The 15943-nt window shown below is 70.3% G+C and carries 17 protein-coding genes; 8 read left to right on the top strand and 9 right to left on the bottom strand.

The annotated features are described in order from the left end of the window. Positions 1 to 16 precede the first annotated feature (16 nt). Complete coding sequence (locus ABZ453_RS16345) at positions 17 to 517, top strand: hypothetical protein (protein WP_359015629.1); 501 nt, start codon at positions 17 to 19, stop codon at positions 515 to 517. A 136-nt stretch (positions 518 to 653) separates the two neighbouring features. Continuing rightward, entirely contained in the window at positions 654 to 1355 is a 702-nt protein-coding gene (locus tag ABZ453_RS16340; protein ID WP_359015628.1) for an LPXTG cell wall anchor domain-containing protein, read from the top strand. 66 nt (positions 1356 to 1421) lie between these two features. Here ABZ453_RS16340 and ppc read toward each other — a convergent pair whose 3' ends face one another. Further along, complete coding sequence (ppc, locus tag ABZ453_RS16335) at positions 1422 to 4172, bottom strand: phosphoenolpyruvate carboxylase (RefSeq protein ID WP_359015627.1); 2751 nt, start codon at positions 4170 to 4172, stop codon at positions 1422 to 1424. A gap of 310 nt (positions 4173 to 4482) precedes the next feature. Here ppc and ABZ453_RS16330 point away from each other — a divergent pair, with 310 nt between their 5' ends. Together ABZ453_RS16330 and ABZ453_RS16325 are read left to right on the top strand one after the other, a co-directional pair. Then, positions 4483 to 5490 (top strand): fatty acid desaturase, encoded by a 1008-nt coding sequence (locus ABZ453_RS16330; protein ID WP_359015626.1) that lies wholly within the window; start codon positions 4483 to 4485, stop codon positions 5488 to 5490. Continuing rightward, positions 5487 to 6164, top strand: a complete 678-nt coding sequence (locus tag ABZ453_RS16325) for a TetR/AcrR family transcriptional regulator (RefSeq protein WP_208781217.1) — start codon at positions 5487 to 5489, stop codon at positions 6162 to 6164. The genes ABZ453_RS16330 and ABZ453_RS16325 overlap by 4 nt, the downstream gene beginning before the upstream one ends. Positions 6165 to 6194: 30 nt before the next feature. Here the strand turns inward: ABZ453_RS16325 and ABZ453_RS16320 are convergent, their stop codons facing one another. From ABZ453_RS16320 to ABZ453_RS16310, 3 genes are read right to left on the bottom strand one after another with little or no spacing between them, the layout of a single operon-like run. Beyond that, a complete protein-coding gene (locus ABZ453_RS16320; RefSeq protein WP_133045894.1) occupies positions 6195 to 6368 on the bottom strand; it encodes a CsbD family protein in 174 nt (57 codons plus the stop codon). Between the two features lie 53 nt (positions 6369 to 6421). Further along, on the bottom strand, positions 6422 to 6802 hold the full coding sequence (locus ABZ453_RS16315; RefSeq protein ID WP_359015625.1) for a VOC family protein: 381 nt from the start codon (positions 6800 to 6802) through the stop codon (positions 6422 to 6424). Continuing rightward, the gene (locus ABZ453_RS16310; RefSeq protein WP_359015624.1) at positions 6802 to 7614 is read right to left on the bottom strand and encodes a trans-aconitate 2-methyltransferase; all 813 of its coding nucleotides are present in this window, start codon (positions 7612 to 7614) and stop codon (positions 6802 to 6804) included. Before ABZ453_RS16310 ends, ABZ453_RS16315 begins: the two co-directional genes overlap by 1 nt. Before the next feature lie 89 nt (positions 7615 to 7703). Here ABZ453_RS16310 and tamR point away from each other — a divergent pair, with 89 nt between their 5' ends. Then, the gene (gene tamR, locus ABZ453_RS16305; RefSeq protein ID WP_359015623.1) at positions 7704 to 8201 is read left to right on the top strand and encodes a MarR family transcriptional regulator TamR; all 498 of its coding nucleotides are present in this window, start codon (positions 7704 to 7706) and stop codon (positions 8199 to 8201) included. Here the strand turns inward: tamR and ABZ453_RS16300 are convergent. Then, entirely contained in the window at positions 8160 to 8927 is a 768-nt protein-coding gene (locus ABZ453_RS16300) for a response regulator transcription factor (protein ID WP_359015622.1), read from the bottom strand. The genes tamR and ABZ453_RS16300 overlap by 42 nt on opposite strands. 255 nt (positions 8928 to 9182) lie before the next feature. Here ABZ453_RS16300 and ABZ453_RS16295 point away from each other — a divergent pair, with 255 nt between their 5' ends. Continuing rightward, positions 9183 to 9638, top strand: coding sequence for a GNAT family N-acetyltransferase (locus ABZ453_RS16295; RefSeq protein ID WP_359015672.1), 456 nt, complete (start codon positions 9183 to 9185; stop codon positions 9636 to 9638). Here ABZ453_RS16295 and galK read toward each other — a convergent pair. The 3 genes from galK to galT are packed head-to-tail and all read right to left on the bottom strand — an operon-like array spanning position 9631 to position 12829. Then, positions 9631 to 10785 (bottom strand): galactokinase, encoded by a 1155-nt coding sequence (galK, locus tag ABZ453_RS16290; RefSeq protein ID WP_359015621.1) that lies wholly within the window; start codon positions 10783 to 10785, stop codon positions 9631 to 9633. The two genes, ABZ453_RS16295 and galK, sit on opposite strands and share 8 nt — an antisense overlap. Further along, positions 10785 to 11747 carry a UDP-glucose 4-epimerase GalE gene (gene galE / locus ABZ453_RS16285; protein WP_359015620.1) on the bottom strand — a complete coding sequence of 321 codons (963 nt, stop codon included), beginning with the start codon at positions 11745 to 11747 and terminating at the stop codon, positions 10785 to 10787. Before galE ends, galK begins: the two co-directional genes overlap by 1 nt. Then, positions 11747 to 12829, bottom strand: coding sequence for a galactose-1-phosphate uridylyltransferase (galT, locus tag ABZ453_RS16280; RefSeq protein WP_359015619.1), 1083 nt, complete (start codon positions 12827 to 12829; stop codon positions 11747 to 11749). The genes galE and galT overlap by 1 nt, the downstream gene beginning before the upstream one ends. Positions 12830 to 12951: 122 nt before the next feature. Between galT and ABZ453_RS16275 the strand changes: the two genes are divergently transcribed. Both ABZ453_RS16275 and ABZ453_RS16270 read left to right on the top strand, forming a co-directional pair. After that, positions 12952 to 14631, top strand: coding sequence for a sodium:solute symporter family protein (locus ABZ453_RS16275; RefSeq protein WP_359015618.1), 1680 nt, complete (start codon positions 12952 to 12954; stop codon positions 14629 to 14631). A 21-nt stretch (positions 14632 to 14652) separates the two neighbouring features. Then, the gene (locus ABZ453_RS16270; protein ID WP_359015617.1) at positions 14653 to 15009 is read left to right on the top strand and encodes a hypothetical protein; all 357 of its coding nucleotides are present in this window, start codon (positions 14653 to 14655) and stop codon (positions 15007 to 15009) included. An 18-nt stretch (positions 15010 to 15027) separates the two neighbouring features. On the opposite strand, the gene ABZ453_RS16265 is transcribed toward ABZ453_RS16270, so the two are convergent. After that, positions 15028 to 15744 (bottom strand): response regulator transcription factor, encoded by a 717-nt coding sequence (locus ABZ453_RS16265; RefSeq protein WP_359015616.1) that lies wholly within the window; start codon positions 15742 to 15744, stop codon positions 15028 to 15030. Between the last annotated feature and the right edge of the window lie 199 nt (positions 15745 to 15943).

Genomic DNA, 15943 nt, shown 5'->3' with positions numbered 1-15943 from the left:
CGTCGGAGCATGGCCAATGATCCCCGCCATGCCCGCAGCCACCGCCACCCGTCAGGCCTCCGTCACCGCCCTGCGGTTCGGGCGGCTGGCGGCGATGGGCACGGTCGCCCTGCTGATCCTGATCGCCGGGGTGTGGGCGTCGTGGCGGACCGCCCCGTACGTGATGCTGACCAAGGGGCGGGAGCACGGCACGGTCGCGGTGACGACGTGCGGTGAGGACACCTGCACCGGTGCGTACACGCCGGCCGCGCAAGGGGCGCCGGTCCGGCGGCATGTGGTCATCGACAAGTCGGTCGCGGTGAGGAAGGGCCGGAGCTACGCGGTCGTCGTGCTGCCGGGGAGCGACGAGGTGGTGCGCTCGGGGCCGGGCGGGGTTCTGTACGCGTGGGTCCCGCTGGGCGGGGCGCTGTTGCTGGCGTCGGTGGTCGTGGCGGGCGGGCTGCGCCGGACGCGGGCGGCGTGGCTGCTGGCGGTGTCGGGGATCGCGCTGCTGACCGCCGCGTTCATGACGGTTTGACACCCTTCGCCGCCCTCCGCATCTGTGGAGGATCTGAGCGTTGCCCGTTCGTGATTGACCTTCGGTCAGTCGGGGCTGGATGCTGAGCCGCCCCCTCCACATCTTCCCGTCCGTAACTCGAAGATGGACTTGCCCCATGCGTACCCTCACCCGCGCCGGCGCGCTCTGTGCCGTCGCAGCGGCCGCGCTGTTCGCCGCCCCGGTCGCCGCCCACGCCACCCCTGTTGCCGCGGGCCCTGGCGACAACGGCACCGTGAAGATCCACGACGCCACGACCGGAGAGGAGCTGAAGCGCAACGAGCCGCACGTCTGCACCTTCTACTTGGACGCCTTCGGCTTCGATGGCGTCCAGAAGGTGGCCTGGCACATCGAGGCCTGGGCCCCGACCGCGGCCTCCAAGGGCGCGACGGTGAAGACCGGCGACATCACCCTGGACGCCCAGGGTCACGGCCGTACGGAGGACCTGTCGCTGCCCGACGGGCACTACAAGCTGTTCTGGAACTTCGACGGCGAGAAGGGTGCCGCGAAGCACAAGGTGTTCTGGACGGACTGCGAGGACGAGGGCGCGGGCGGCTCGACCCCGACGTCGAACCCGTCGTCGTCGGCTTCCGCGTCCACGTCCGCGTCGCCGTCGGACGGCGCTTCCGCCGCGCCGAGCACGTCCTCCTCCGGGGCCGGGTCCGTCTCCGCCTCCTCGTCGCCGTCCGCGCAGGGCGGCAGCGACGCGGGCGACCTCGCCGAGACCGGCAACGGCGTCCCGGTCGGTCTGCTCTCCGGTGCCGCTGCGGCGCTGGTGGCGGGCGGCGGTTACCTGGTGGTCCGGCGGCGCCGGGCCTGACGTACCACCACAAAGACGGTGCCCCCGAGTGGACGACTCGGGGGCACCGTCATGTCCGTGGGAGCGTCAGCCGGTGTTGCGCAGGCCGGCCGCCACGCCGTTGACGGTGAGGAGCAGGGCGCGGGAGAGCAGCGGGTCGGGGTCCTGGCCCGCGGCGGCCGCGTCGCGCTGGCGCTTGAGCAGGGTCACCTGGAGGTAGGAGATGGGGTCCAGGTAGGCGTCGCGGATGGCGAAGGTCTGCTTCAGCACCGGGGTGGCGTCGAGGAGTTCGCTCTCGCCGGTGATGCGCAGGACCTCGCGGACGGTGAGTTCGTGCTCGGCCTTGATGGTGTCGAAGACGTGCTTGAGCTCGTCGGGGACGAGGGTGTCGACGTAGTGGGCGGCGATCCGCAGGTCGGTCTTGGCGAGCGTCATCTCGACGTTGGAGATGAAGTTGCGGAAGAAGTGCCACTGTTCGTGCATCTCGTCGAGCACGCCCTCTCCTCCCAACGTCGCGGTGAGGCCGGCCTCGCGCAGCGCCTTCAGGCCGGAGCCGACGCCGAACCAGCCGGGGACGATCTGCCGGGACTGGGTCCAGCCGAAGACCCAGGGGATGGCGCGCAGTCCGTCGAGGGAGACGCCGGAGCCGGGACGGCGGGAGGGCCGTGAGCCGAGGTGCAGGTCGGCGAGCTGGTCCACGGGTGTCGACGCGAGGAAGTACGTCGGCAGGTCGGGGTCCTCGACGAGCGCGCGGTAGGCGGCGTGCGCGGCGTCGGAGATGACGTCCATGGCGGCGTCCCAGCGGGCGAGGGCCTCGCCGGACTGGCGGGGTGCGGTGTGCAGGGCGGAGGCCTGCAGGGTGGCCGCGACCGTCAGTTCCAGGTTCTCCCTGGCCAGGGACGGGATGAGGTACTTGTCGGAGATGACCTCGCCCTGCTCGGTCACCTTGATCTCGCCCTCGAGGGTGCCCCAGGGCTGGGCGAGGATCGCGTCGTGCGAGGGGCCGCCGCCACGGCCGACGGTGCCGCCGCGGCCGTGGAAGAGCCTGAGCCGTACGCCGTAGCGGTGGGCGACGTCGCGCAGCCGGCGCTGCGCGCGGTGGATCTCCCACTGGGAGGTGGTGATGCCGCCGAACTTGGAGGAGTCGGAGTAGCCGAGCATGACCTCCTGGACGTCGCCCCTGAGCGCGACCAGGCGCCGGTAGGACGGGTCGGCGAGCATGTCCTCCAGGATGGTGTCGGCGGCCTTGAGTTCGTCGGTGGTCTCCAGCAGCGGCACGATGCCGATCTTCGCCCAGCCGGCGTGCAGGTCGATCAGGCCGGCCTCGCGGGCGAGGACGGCGGCGGCGAAGACGTCGTCGGCGCCCTGGCACATGGAGATGATGTACGACTCGATCACCTCGGGTCCGAAGACGGCGAGGGCCCGCTTGACGGTCTCGAACACACCGAGGGTCTTGGCGCCGGCCGCGTCGACGGGCGCCGGGGTGGGCGCGAGGGGGCGGCGGGAGCGCAGTTCCTTGGCGAGCAGCTTGGCGCGGTACTCGCGGGGCATGTCGGCGTAGCGCCAGGACTCCTCGCCGAGCCGGTCGAAGAGCTGGCCGAGCGCGTGGTGGTGGGCGTCGGCGTGCTCGCGGACGTCCATGGTGGCCAGTTGCAGGCCGAACGCGGCCAGCGTGCGGATCGTACGGTCCATGCGGCCGTCGGCGAAGAGGCCGCCGCGGTGTTCGCGCAGCGAGGTCTGGATGAGGGTGAGGTCGGCGAGCAGCTGGGAGGTGCCGAGATAGTCGCGGCCCTCCTCGTGCGGGGTGCCCTTGGCGAGGCGCTGCTTGGTGTTCTCCAGCTTCTGCCGGATGCAGGTGGCCTTGAGGCGGTAGGGCTCCTCGGCGTTGAGGCGCTTGTAGCGGGGGCTGATCTCGGGAAGGCGGTCGAGGTCGGCCTGGAGGGACTGCAGCAGTTCCTCGGTGGCGCCGGTGTAGCGGATGGAGTTGGAGAGGAACCCTCTGAGCTCGTCGATCATCTCCAGGGCGTCGTTGATGCCGTGCTCGTGCTGGAGGATGAGGACGTCCCAGGTGACCTGGGGGGTGACGTTGGGGTTGCCGTCGCGGTCGCCGCCGATCCAGGTGCCGAAGGTCAGCGGGCGGGTGTCGTCGGGGATCCTGACGCCGACGCGCTCCAGTTCGGCGGTGAGGTCCTCCAGGACGTCGCCGACGGCGCCGGCGTGCAGTTCGTCGAGGTAGTAGATGGCGTTGCGGGCCTCGTCGGCGGGCTCGGGGCGGACGACGCGCAGTTCGTCCGTCTGCCAGACGAGGTCGATGTTCTCGGCCAGCCGGGTGTCGTAGCGGCGGCGGTCCGACTCGATGACCGGGGTCTCCAGGAGCGCGGCGATGCGCCGGAGCTTGTTGAGGACCGACCGGCGCGCGGCCTCGGTCGGGTGGGCGGTGAAGACCGGGCGGACGTTGAGGTTGGCGACGGTCTGGCGCAGGTGCTCGGGGTCGGCGTCCTTGAGCCGGTCGGCGGTGCGGGCGAGCAGTCCGCCCTCGGCGGCGCGCCGGGCGCGCAGCTCGCGGCCGCGGTGCACCTGTTCGGTGACGTTGGCCAGGTGGAAGTAGGTGGAGAAGGCGCGCACGAGCTTGGCGGCGGTCTCCAGTTCCGTGCCGCGCAGCAGCTCGGCGGCGGCCTCTCCGTCCTCGCGGGTGAGGCGGCGTACCTTCTCGACGAGTTCCAGCAGCTCGGGGCCCTCCTGGCGGACGAGGGTCTCGCCCAGGAGGTCGCCCAGCCGGCGGATGTCGGCACGCAGTTCGCTGCTGGTCGTCGGGTTCAGGTCGTCGGCACTGCTCACAGGTGCGGCTCCTTGCAGTGTTGAAGCTCGTCCGGGAGGGGAACCCGGCGGCAGGGGCCGCGCGGCGGGCGCCGCATACGGCCCGTGCATCCGGGAAGGAATCAGAGCGGACCGCGCTGTCCGACCGACTCCAAGGATAGGTGTCCATGCGGACGCGCAGACTGTCGGGCTCTTGCCGCCGGACAGCGCACTGCCATACTTACGATGCCGTAGGTTACGGAACCGTAGGGACCGTTGTAACGGTACCCGGGCACGGTTGCGGTAGCCGTCCGGTGTCTGTCTCAACCCTCGAACCCCACAGGGGACGCCCATGACCACGAGTTCCGATGTGATCGACGACGCCCCGAAGGCGAACGACACCCCACTCGCCTCGGCCACCCTGGGTGGCGAGAAGAAACACTCGATCGAGCAGATCGCTCTGCTGCTCTTCATCGTCGTCCCGTTCCTGGCGCTCGTGGCCGCGGTTCCGCTGGCCTGGGGGTGGGGCGTGAGCTGGCTCGACCTCGGGCTGATGGTCTTCTTCTACTACCTGGGCTGCCACGGCATCACGATCGGTTTCCACCGCTACTTCACCCATGGCTCGTTCAAGGCCAAGCGGCCGCTGCGGATCGCGCTGGCGATCGCCGGCTCGATGGCCGTCGAGGGCCCGATCGTGCGGTGGGTGGCGGACCACCGCAAGCATCACAAGTTCTCGGACGCGGAGGGCGACCCGCACTCTCCGTGGCGTTTCGGCGAGACGCTCCCGGCCCTGATGAAGGGACTGTGGTGGGCGCACATCGGATGGATGTTCGACGAGGAGCAGACACCGCAGGACAAGTACGCACCCGATCTGATCAAGGATCCGGCGATCCGCGCGATCTCCCGGCAGTTCATCTACTGGACGATCCTGTCGCTGGCCCTGCCCGCCGTGATCGGCGGTCTGGTCACGATGTCGTGGTGGGGCGCGTTCACCGGCTTCTTCTGGGGGTCCCTCGTCCGGGTGGGTCTGCTGCACCACGTGACCTGGTCGATCAACTCGATCTGCCACGCGGTCGGCAAGCGGCCCTTCAAGTCGCGGGACCGCTCCGGCAACGTGTGGTGGCTGGCCGTGCTGTCCTGCGGTGAGTCCTGGCACAACCTGCACCACGCGGACCCGACCTCGGCGCGGCACGGTGTGGAGCGCTGGCAGGTGGACTCCTCGGCCCGGATCATCCGCTGGTTCGAGGCGTTCGGCTGGGCGTACGACGTGCGCTGGCCGTCACGCTCGCGTATCGATTCGCGCCGGAAGACCGGGGAAGAGGGCTCCGAGCGCCGGAAGGAGACCGCCGAGGCGGCATGATTGACGCCGTGGCGACCGACTCCAGCAGCACCGAGAGCAACGACAAACCCCGGCGCGCGCGGCGCACCCGGATGACCGGCGCCGAGCGCCGTCAGCAGCTGCTGGAGATCGGCCGCACCCTCTTCGCCGCGAAGGGCTTCGAGGGCACCTCGGTGGAGGAGATCGCGGCGAAGGCCGGGGTGTCCAAGCCGGTGGTGTACGAGCACTTCGGCGGCAAGGAGGGCCTGTACGCGGTGGTGGTGGACCGCGAGATGCGGCGGCTGCTGGACATGGTCACCAGTTCGCTGACGGCCGGTCATCCGCGGGAGCTGTGCGAGCAGGCCGCCTTCGCGCTCCTCGACTACATCGAGGAGTACACGGACGGCTTCCGCATCCTGGTCCGTGACTCCCCCATCCCCCAGTCGACCGGCACCTTCGCGTCCCTGATCTCGGACATCGCCACGCAGGTCGAGGACATCCTGGGCCGGGAGTTCAAGAGCCGCGGCTTCGACCCCAAGCTCGCCCCCCTGTACGCGCAGGCCCTGGTCGGCATGGTCGCGCTGACCGGCCAGTGGTGGCTGGACGTACGCCGTCCGAAGAAGGCGGAGGTCGCGGCCCACCTGGTGAACCTGGCGTGGCACGGGCTGGACGGGCTGGAGCAGAAGCCGCGGCTCATAGGACACCGCAAGAGCTGAGCGCTCCCATCGGGTGCGTGTCAGTGCGTGTCAGTGCTTGAAGGCGTCCTTGGCCTTCTCCTTGGCCTGGCGGGCGTCGCCCTTGGACTGCTCCAGACGGCCCTCGGCCTCCATGCTCTCGTTGCCGACGGCCCGGCCGATCGTCTCCTTGACCTTGCCCTTGGCCTGCTCGGTCTTGCCCTTGGCCTTCTGCTCGCCTGCCATTGAAATCACTCCCAGTGACGAGAGACTGCATTCCTCGCAACACCGGGTAACCCTCATCGGGCGGTGTAAACACCCTCCACCGGCTGAAGGAACTCCAGCCGGTTGCCCACCGGGTCCTCGGTGTAGAAGCGCCGATGCCCCGGCAGCTCGCCGTCCCACACCACCCGCGCCCCGCCCGCCTCGAGCCGCGCGGCGTACGCCTCGATGTCCGTGACCCGCAGCGCCGGATGCGCCTTCTTCGCCGGCCTGAAGTCCGCTTCGATCCCGAGGTGCAGCTGGACGGCCCCCGCCCGGAACCAGCATCCTCCCCGCGCCGCGAGCACCGGCGGCTTGGGGATCTCGGTCATACCGAGGACGTCGACGTAGTAGGCGCGCAGCAGATCCTCGCAGCCGGCCGGGGCGGCGAGCTGGACATGGTCGACGGCGGCGAGCATCAGGCCTCCTTGCGGGCCACGGCGAAGATGCGGCGGAAGGGGAACGGCGTGCCGTGGGCGGTCGCCGGATACGCCTCGCGCAGGGCCGACCGGTACTCGGCGAGGAACGCGTCCCGGGTGGCCGGGGCGTCGGCGAGGGCGGTCAGCACCGGCCGCAGCCCGGTCCCCTTCACCCAGTCGAGGACGGGGTCCTCGCCGGTGAGCAGATGGACGTACGTCGTCTCCCACACGTCGGCCTCACAGCCGAGGGACGTCAGCTTCTCCAGGTAGGTCCGCGGGGCGAGGACGGCGTCGTCGTGGCGGAGGACGTCGGCGAGGCGGTCCTTGTAGCGGGCGGAGTGGGCGAGTTCGCGCATCAGCTGGTGGCTGGGGGCGGAGAAGTTGCCGGGGACCTGGAAGGCGAAGGTGCCGCCGGGCCGGAGCCCCGCGATCCAGTCACCGAACCGCTCGACGTGCCCGGGGACCCACTGCAGGGTGGCGTTGCTGACGATCAGGTCGTACGGCTGCGGGGGCGCCCAGGTGCGGACGTCGGCGTACGAGAAGTCCAGGCGCCCCCCGCCGGGCGTGGGCCCCTCGTGCTCGGTGAGGGCGCGGTCGAGCATGTCGGGCGAGTTGTCGTAGCCGGTGATGTGCGCGGTGGGCCAGCGGTCGGCGAGCAGGACGGTGACGTTGCCGGGGCCGCAGCCCAGGTCGGCGACGGCGGGCGCGGCGCTCGGCAGGTCGGGGACGCGGGCGAGGAGATCGACGAAGGGGCGGGCGCGGTGGCCGGCGTGACGGAGGTACTGGGCCGGATCCCAGGCGGGAGTGCTCATGGCATCCACCTTCCCCGGCAGATTGTCTTGATGTCAAGAGACTTCACGTCAAGAGACTTCACATCGACACAACCACTACACTGATCGCCATGGAGGACGAGGTCGATCGGCTGGTCGCGGCGTGGCGTCGGGAGCGCCCGGACCTCGACGTGGAACCGCTCGAGGTGCTCAGCCGGGTGAGCAGACTGGCCCGGCATCTGGACCGGGCCCGTCGGCTGGCCTTCGCCGAGCACGCTCTGGAGCCCTGGGAGTTCGACGTGCTGACCGCGCTCCGGCGCGCGGGCGCCCCTTATCAGCTCTCCCCCGGCCAGCTACTGACCCAGACCCTGGTCACCTCGGGCACGATGACCAACCGCATCGACCGGCTCGCGAAGAAGGGCCTGGTGGAGCGGCTGCCCGACCCCAGCGACCGGCGCGGAGTGCTGGTCCGCCTCACGGACGAGGGCCAGGACCGCGCGGACCAGGCCCTCGCCGGACTGCTCGACCAGGAGCGGGCGATCCTCGCCGAGCTCTCCCGCGCCCAGCGCGGTGAACTCGCGGGACTGCTACGCCAGCTGACCGCCCCGTTCGACAACATCCCCGGCTAGGTCCACGGGCCCGACGCCGGCCCGGCGGGCGAGGGCGACGGCGGCCAGGGTGCTGTGCACGCCGAGCTTGCCCAGGACGTTCTGCATATGGGTGCGGACGGTGTGCGGGGAGAGGAACAGCCGCTCGGCGACCGCCTTGCGGCCCAGGCCCGCGACCATGCAGCGCAGCACCTCGCGCTCCCTCGGGGTGAGGGACTCCACCAGCCGCTCGCTCTCGGTGCGGTGCTTGCGGGCGGCCGTCAGCTCCCTGAGGACACCGGTGAGCAGGGCGGGCGGCAGATGCGTCTCGTCGCGCAGGACGCCCCGGATGACGTTGAGCAGTCTGGACAGCGAACAGTCCTTGGCCACCCAGCCGCAGGCCCCGGCCTGCAGGGCGAGCGCGGCGCGCCGCGGATCGTCCTTCTCGGCGAGCACGACGATCCGTACGCCCGGCTGCGCGGTGCGCACCCCGGCGACCAGCGAGATGCCGTCGACCAGTCCGTCCTCGTCGTTGTCGTGGACGGGCACGGCCGGCCGTACGCCGGGCAGGTTGCCGCCCAGGTCGGAGTCGACGAGCAGGACGTCGAAGCGGCGGCCCTCGGCGACCGCGCGCTCCAGGCTGCGCAGCGCGGCGGGACCGCTGCCGGCGGCGGAGACGTCGACGTCGGGCTCGGCCGCCAGGGCTGCGGCGAGCGACTCGGCGAAGATGCGATGGTCGTCGACGACCAGGACTCGGATGCGAACCACGAAACCCCCTTCCCCAAGCTCCTTGAAGAGCAGGGGACCCCTTTGTCGGGAGACGGTACGGGCGCGGGTACGACGCCCGAAGCGCGATGGCGCGCCGCGGCCGCCGCCGTGCGGAACTGTTACCCCCACTTCGGGCGTCGAACCCGACTGTCTCGCCCCCTGATCGGCACCGGCCCCCACCGGCGCTGTTCATCAGGGTACGGCCGGGGGCCGGGAGGGGAAGGTAATTTGCAGAACTGGCTGTCCGGCACGTTTATCGTGAGCCGCATGTTTCGTCTTGAGACAGAAGTCGACAAGGCTCGGCGCGATCTTCTCCGAATCCGGCTCCGAGACACCAACACGGCGGCCTCCCCCGTGCTGCGCGCCCTGCGCGGAACCCCAGGTGAACGCGAACTTCCGCTCCACGTCTGGGCGTTGGACGACACGGGTGATCTGGCGGGCGGCCTGGTCGGCCACACGTGGACGACGTGGCTGCACGTGACCTATCTGTGGGTGGACGAACGCCACCGCGGCACGGGTCTGGGTTCGCAACTGCTCGCGACGGCGGAGGCTCTGGCGCGGGACGAACGCGGGTGCGGATCCGCCCGGCTGGAGACGTGGGACTTCCAGGCGCCGGACTTCTACCGCAAGCAGGGGTATGACGTGGTGTGCGTGATCCCCGACTATCCGCCGGGGATCACGGAGTACACCTTGACGAAGCGGCTCAGCTGACCCTGCGGGCGCCCGCCGCCGGTACCGCCTCGAAGACCCGCGGTGCGGTGAAGCCGACCGCGGCGAACGCCTCCTCGACCGCCTTGGTGATCGTGTCCACGTCGGCGGCCTCCGCCAGGACGATCGCCGAGCCGCCGAAGCCGCCGCCGGTCATCCGGGCGCCGAGCGCGCCGGTGGCCAGGGCGGTGTCGACGACCAGGTCCAGCTCCGGGCAGGAGATGCGGAAGTCGTCGCGCAGGGAGGCGTGCCCCGCGACCAGGACCGGGCCGATGGCGCGGGTCTCGCCCGAGCGCAGCAGGGCCACGGTCTGCTCCACCCGCTCGTCCTCCGTGACGACGTGGCGGACCAGGCGGACCGCCTCCTCGTCGTCACCGAGCCGCGCGAGGGCCTCGTCGAGGTCGGTGTAGGGGATGTCGCGCAGGGCGTCGACGCCGAGCAGGGCCGCGCCCCGCTCGCAGCCGGCCCGGCGCTTGCCGTACTCGCCCTCGCTGTGGGCGTGCTTGACCTGGGTGTCCACCACCAGCAGACGCATGCCCTCGGCGGCCAGGTCGAAGGGGATCTGCTGCTGGGAGAGGTCCCGGGTGTCGAGGAAGAGGGCATGGCCCTCCTCGCAGCACGCGGACGCCGTCTGGTCCATGATGCCGGTCGGGGCGCCGACGTAGACGTTCTCGGCGCGCTGGCACAGCCGGGCCAGCTGCCAGCGCTGCAGACCCAGTTCGTACAGGTCGTTGAGGGCCAGCGCGATCACGACCTCCAGCGCCGCCGACGAGGACAGGCCGGCGCCCGAGGGGACCGTGGAGGCGAGGTGGACGTCGGCGCCGGTCACGGCGTGGCCGGCCTCGCGCAGGGCCCAGACCACGCCCGCCGGGTACGCCGTCCAGTCCCGGTCCGACTCGGGGGCCAGGTCGTCCAGGCTCAGCTCCGCGACGCCGCCCTCGACGTCCTCGGAGTGCAGGCGCAGGACGCCGTCCGTGCGCCGGGAGACGGCCGCCGTCGCCACGTGCGGCAGCGCGAAGGGCATCACGAAGCCGTCGTTGTAGTCGGTGTGCTCACCGATGAGGTTGACGCGTCCCGGCGCCGACCAGACACCCTCCGGCTCGGCCCCGTACAGCGCGGCGAAGCCCTCCCGGACCTGCTGTGCACCCACTACTGCTCCCTTGCGATGTGCTGAGCGAACTCCCAGGCGTCCGCGACGATGCCCGCGAGGTCCGCTCGGGACGGGTTCCAGCCGAGCTTCTCGCGGGCCGTGGCGGCCGAGGCCACCAGGACCGCCGGGTCGCCGCCCCGGCGCGGGGCCACGACCTCGGGGATCGGGTGCCCGGTGACCCGGCGGACGGTCTCGATCACCTCGCGGACCGAGAAGCCCTCGCCGTTGCCGAGGTTGCAGATCAGGTGCTCGCCGGGGGTGGCGGCCCCGAGGGCGAGCAGATGGGCCTCGGCGAGGTCCGCGACGTGGATGTAGTCGCGCACGCAGGTGCCGTCGGGCGTCGGGTAGTCGTCGCCGTAGACGGAGATGGCCTCGCGGCGGCCCTGCGCGACCTGGAGCACGAGCGGGATCAGATGGGACTCGGGGTCGTGGCGCTCGCCGCAGGTGCCGTAGGCGCCGGCCACGTTGAAGTAGCGCAGGGAGACCGCGGCCAGGCCGTGGGCGTTCGCCTCGCCGGTGATCATGTGGTCGACGGCGAGCTTGGTGGCGCCGTAGGGGTTGGTCGGCCTGGTGGGCGCGGTCTCGACGATCGGGACCTGCTCGGGCTCGCCGTAGGTGGCCGCGGTGGAGGAGAAGACGAGCTTGCGCACGCCCGCGTCGCGCATCGCGCCGAGCAGCGCCATGGTGCCGCCGACGTTGTTGTCCCAGTACTTCTCGGGCTTCACGACCGACTCGCCGACCTGGGAGGAGGCGGCGAAGTGCAGGACCGCGTCGAAGGAGGAGTCCAGCCACTTCGCGGCGTCACGGATGTCGCCCTCGACGAACGCGGCCCCGGCGGGGACGCCCTCGCGGAAACCGGTCGTCAGGTTGTCGAGGACGACGACCTCGTGTCCGGCCTCCAGCAGGTGCTGGGCCACGACACTGCCGACGTAACCCGCGCCACCCGTCACCAGGTACTTCATCAACTCGCTACCTCTCGCAGTCGCTCGGCCGCGGCCTCAGGCCGGATGTCGTTGATGAACACGCTCATGCCGGACTCGGAACCCGCGAGGAACTTCAGCTTGCCGGAGGTTCGGCGGATGGTGAAAAGCTCGAGGTGGAGCGCGAAGTCGTCCCGGTTGACGCCCTCGAACTCCTCCAGGGCGCCGAAGGGCGCCTGGTGCCAGGCCGCGATGTACGGCGTCGGCGACTCGCTCGCGCCTCCTTCCCCTCCGTCCCGCCCATCGAAGATCCGGTCGAAGCGCCTCAAGAGTTCCAGATACACCTTGGGAAACTCTGTGCGCGCGTCCTCGTCGAGTCCGAGCAGGTCGGGCACCCGGCGCTTCGGGTAGAGGTGGACCTCGTAGGGCCAGTGCGCCGCGTACGGCACGAAGGCCACCCAGTGGTCACCCTCGAGGACGACGCGCTCGTCGGCGAGTTCACGCTCGAGAACATGATCGAAGAGGTTCTCCCCGCCGGTCGCCTCCTTGTGCTGGGCGAGTTGGCCCAGCATCAGTGCGGTGCGAGGGGTGGTGAAGGGGTACGCGTAGATCTGGCCGTGCGGATGTCCGAGTGTCACACCGATCTCCGCACCCCGGTTCTCGAAGCAGAACACCTGCTCCACGGAGGGCAGATGCGACAGCTCGGAGGTGCGGTCGGTCCACGCCTCCAGGACCAGGGCGGCCTGTTCCTCGGTGAGGTCCGCGAAGGAGGCGTTGTGGTCGGAGGTGAAGCAGACGACCTCGCAGCGCCCGGAGTCGCCGGCCAGGGAGGGGAAACGGTTCTCGAAGACCACGACGTCGTACGAGGAGTCCGGGATCTCGCTCAGCCTGCCGTCCTTGGACGGACACAGGGGGCACTCGTCGGCCGGGGGGTGGTAGGTGCGTCCCTGCCGGTGCGAGGCGATGGCAACGCTGTCGCCCAGCAGCGGATCACGGCGGATCTCGGAGGTGGTGTGGGTCCGCTCCAGCGGTCGCTTGTCCACCGCGTCGCGGACGTTGTCGTCGCGCAGGTCGTAGTAGATCAACTCGCGACCGTCGGCCAGGCGGGTCGAGGTCTTCTTCACTGCGACTCCCTATTCGAGCCACTCAATCTTCAAACAGAACCAAACACATCGAAACACAAGGCACCACCTGCGTCAACGTCACAATCAAACAAAGGACATCAGCAAAAGTGTTGAATAACCAGGTGCGCATCCCCCCATACCTGGCAGCCGAGCTCCGACTCCCCACGAACGGGCTCGACTACACGATCCTCGCCATCTACTTCGCCGTCGTCCTCGGGATCGGCTTCGCCGCCCGCAGATCGGTGAAAACCAGCCTCGACTTCTTCCTCTCCGGTCGCTCCCTGCCCGCCTGGATCACCGGCCTCGCCTTCATCTCCGCCAATCTCGCCGCCACCGAGATCCTCGGCATGGCGGCCAACAGCGCCCAGTACGGCGCGTACACCGTGCACTGGTACTGGATCGGCGCCATTCCCGCCATGGTCTTCCTCGGCCTGGTGATGATGCCCTTCTACTACGGCAGCAAGGTCCGCTCGGTTCCCGAGATGCTGCTGCTGCGCTTCGACAAGGGCGCACACCTGCTCAGTTCGATCCTGTTCGCCTTCGCCGCCATTCTGATCGCCGGTGTGAACCTGTACGCGCTCGCGATCGTCGTGGAGGCGCTGCTGGGCTGGCCGCAGTGGGTGGCGATCGTGGTGGCGGGCGCCTTCGTGCTGGCGTACATCACCCTCGGCGGTCTCTCCTCCGCCATCTACAACGAGGTGCTGCAGTTCTTCGTGATCCTCGCGGCCCTCATCCCGATCGTCGTGCTGGGCCTGAAGAAGGTCGGCGGCTGGGGTGGCCTGACCGACAAGCTGACCGCGACCCACGGCGCGAACTTCACCACCGCCTGGGGCGGCACCGGAATCGGCAGCTCCAACCCGCTGGGCGCCAACTGGCTGACCATCGTGCTCGGCCTCGGCTTCGTGCTGTCCTTCGGCTACTGGACCACCAACTTCGCCGAGGTGCAGCGCGCCCTGTCCGCGAAGAACCTCTCCGCCGCCCAGCGCACCCCGCTGATCGCCGCGTACCCGAAGATCTTCATCGTCTTCCTCGTGATGATCCCCGGCCTGGTCGCCGCCGCGCTGATCCCCGGCTTCGGCACCGCCAAGTCCGGCTACCAGTACAACGACGCCATCCCCTACCTGATGTCGCAGCTGCTGCCCAACGGCGTCCTCGGCATCGCGGTGACCGGTCTGCTGGCCGCCTTCATGGCCGGCATGGCGGCCAACGTGTCCTCCTTCAACACGGTGTTCACCAACGACATCTGGGGCCGGTACGTGGTCCGGGGCCGCGAGGACGGGTACTACGTCCGCTTCGGCCGCCTGATCACGGTGATCGGCGTCTGCGCCTCCGTCGGCACGGCGTTCCTGGCCTCGTCGTTCTCCAACATCATGAGCTACCTGCAGACGCTGTTCTCCTTCTTCAACGTGCCGATGTTCGTCGTCTTCATCGTCGGCATGTTCTGGAAGCGCGCGTCCACGAAGTCCGGCTTCTGGGGACTGCTCGCGGGCACCGTGGCCGCGATGGTGAACTACTTCGTGATCTACAAGCAGGGCATCATCGACATCCCCACCGACCAGGGCGCCAACTTCGTCTCCGCGATCGTCGGCTTCGTCGCCGGCGCGGTGGTGATGGTCGCCGTGTCCCTGTTCACCAAGCCCAAGCCCGCCGAGGAGCTCCAGGGCCTGGTCTACGGCACCACCTCCCCCGGCATGACCGAGCCGCCCGCCCCCGGCGACGAGGCCTGGTACCGCAGGCCCGCCCTGCTGGGCTGGGGCGCCATCGTCATCGCGGCCGCCTGCTACATCCCGTTCTCGTTCTGACCGCGGGAGGATGGAGAGACCATGTCCGAGTTTTCCAGCCCCTCCGACCGCCCCGAGCGCCACGGGTACACCGAGCAGGACGTCCAGCGCGAGGTCACCGAACTGCAGCAGAAGTCGGCGACCGCCGCCCGCATCTTCGACCTGCGACGCATCATCGGCGGCCTGTTCGTCGTCTACGGCGTCATCGTCACCGTCGCCGGCATCGCCGACGACCAGTCCGCCATCGACAAGGCCCAGGGCGTCAACATCAACCTGTGGACCGGGATCGGGATGCTGCTGCTGGGCATCTTCTTCCTGGTCTGGCTGAAGCTGCGCCCGACCCCTCCGACGGCCCCCGAGGTCACGCCCGAGGACCTGCCGGACAAGCCCACCGCCTGACGAGCACGGGGTCGGAGGCTACAGCGCCTCCGGCCCCGTCCCGCTCTCCGTCGGTGCCGCGTGCTGCGGCAGGGGTCCCGCCCGGTCCAGCAGGCCCGTGCGCGCGGCCAGGGCCGCCGCCTCCAGGCGGGAGCCGACGCCCAGTTTCATCAGGACCCGCTGGACATGGGTGCGCGCGGTGGACGGGGCGATGCCCATGCCGGCCGCGATCAGCCGGGTGTCCTCGCCTTCGGCGACCCGGACCAGGACCTCGACCTCCCTCGGGGTGAGCATCTGCAGCAGCCGCTGGCCCTCGTCGTCGGGCTGCGTGGCGGGATTGAGCAGCTCACTGAACGCGCCCTGGAGCAGCTGGGGCGCGACCGCCGCCTCACCGGCCCGGGCCTTCATGATGGCCCGCTCGACGCCCTCGATGCGCTCGTCGTGGCGTACGTAGCCGGAGGCGCCCGCGGCGAAGGCCGCCGCGATGCCACGGGGGCTGGGCACCGGGCCCAGCACCAGGACCGCCACCTGCGGACGCTCCCGCTTGATCCGCACCACCGGGTCGAAGATGCCCGGCTCGGCCGGTGTGGCCGTCCCCAGCAGACACACCTCCGGCGCACGGGTGATCACCAGCTCCGCCGCGCCGGCGGCGGGCGCCGCGGCGGCGAGCACCCGGTGCCCCCGCAGCTTCAGCGCCGAGGCCAGCGCCTCGGCGAGCAGTCGGTGGTCGTCGACCACCATGAGCCGCACTCCCATCGAGCAACCCCCCAGTCCCCCCAATGGATCTCCATCGATGCCCCACTATGGATGCCCACTGGTCCGCGCGGACAGGAGCCCCCTCCCGGCTCCCCCGCTCTTCATGCCCCCGGAAGCTACACGCTTGTTCGACGTTGCGCTCCCCCTACCGGTGAGAAGTGCCCCGGATAGACGGAATATCTTGCATATCGTCGGGAAC

The sequence above is a fragment of the Streptomyces sp. NPDC005799 genome (assembly GCF_040630525.1).
Taxonomy (GTDB): Bacteria; Actinomycetota; Actinomycetes; order Streptomycetales; family Streptomycetaceae; genus Streptomyces; species Streptomyces griseorubiginosus_B.
Note: the sequence above shows the minus strand (reverse complement) of the source record. Positions and strands in the feature narration are given on the sequence as shown.

Coding starts and splice junctions, on each gene's coding strand:
- tamR (WP_359015623.1), top strand. CDS start 7,704: ATGGAGGACGAGGTCGATCGGCTGGTCGCGGCGTGGCGTCGGGAGCGC.
- ABZ453_RS16265 (WP_359015616.1), bottom strand. CDS start 15,744: ATGGGAGTGCGGCTCATGGTGGTCGACGACCACCGACTGCTCGCCGAG.
- ABZ453_RS16340 (WP_359015628.1), top strand. CDS start 654: ATGCGTACCCTCACCCGCGCCGGCGCGCTCTGTGCCGTCGCAGCGGCC.
- galE (WP_359015620.1), bottom strand. CDS start 11,747: ATGAAGTACCTGGTGACGGGTGGCGCGGGTTACGTCGGCAGTGTCGTG.
- ABZ453_RS16330 (WP_359015626.1), top strand. CDS start 4,483: ATGACCACGAGTTCCGATGTGATCGACGACGCCCCGAAGGCGAACGAC.
- ABZ453_RS16270 (WP_359015617.1), top strand. CDS start 14,653: ATGTCCGAGTTTTCCAGCCCCTCCGACCGCCCCGAGCGCCACGGGTAC.
- ABZ453_RS16310 (WP_359015624.1), bottom strand. CDS start 7,614: ATGAGCACTCCCGCCTGGGATCCGGCCCAGTACCTCCGTCACGCCGGC.
- ABZ453_RS16325 (WP_208781217.1), top strand. CDS start 5,487: ATGATTGACGCCGTGGCGACCGACTCCAGCAGCACCGAGAGCAACGAC.
- ABZ453_RS16345 (WP_359015629.1), top strand. CDS start 17: ATGATCCCCGCCATGCCCGCAGCCACCGCCACCCGTCAGGCCTCCGTC.
- ABZ453_RS16315 (WP_359015625.1), bottom strand. CDS start 6,802: ATGCTCGCCGCCGTCGACCATGTCCAGCTCGCCGCCCCGGCCGGCTGC.
- ABZ453_RS16320 (WP_133045894.1), bottom strand. CDS start 6,368: ATGGCAGGCGAGCAGAAGGCCAAGGGCAAGACCGAGCAGGCCAAGGGC.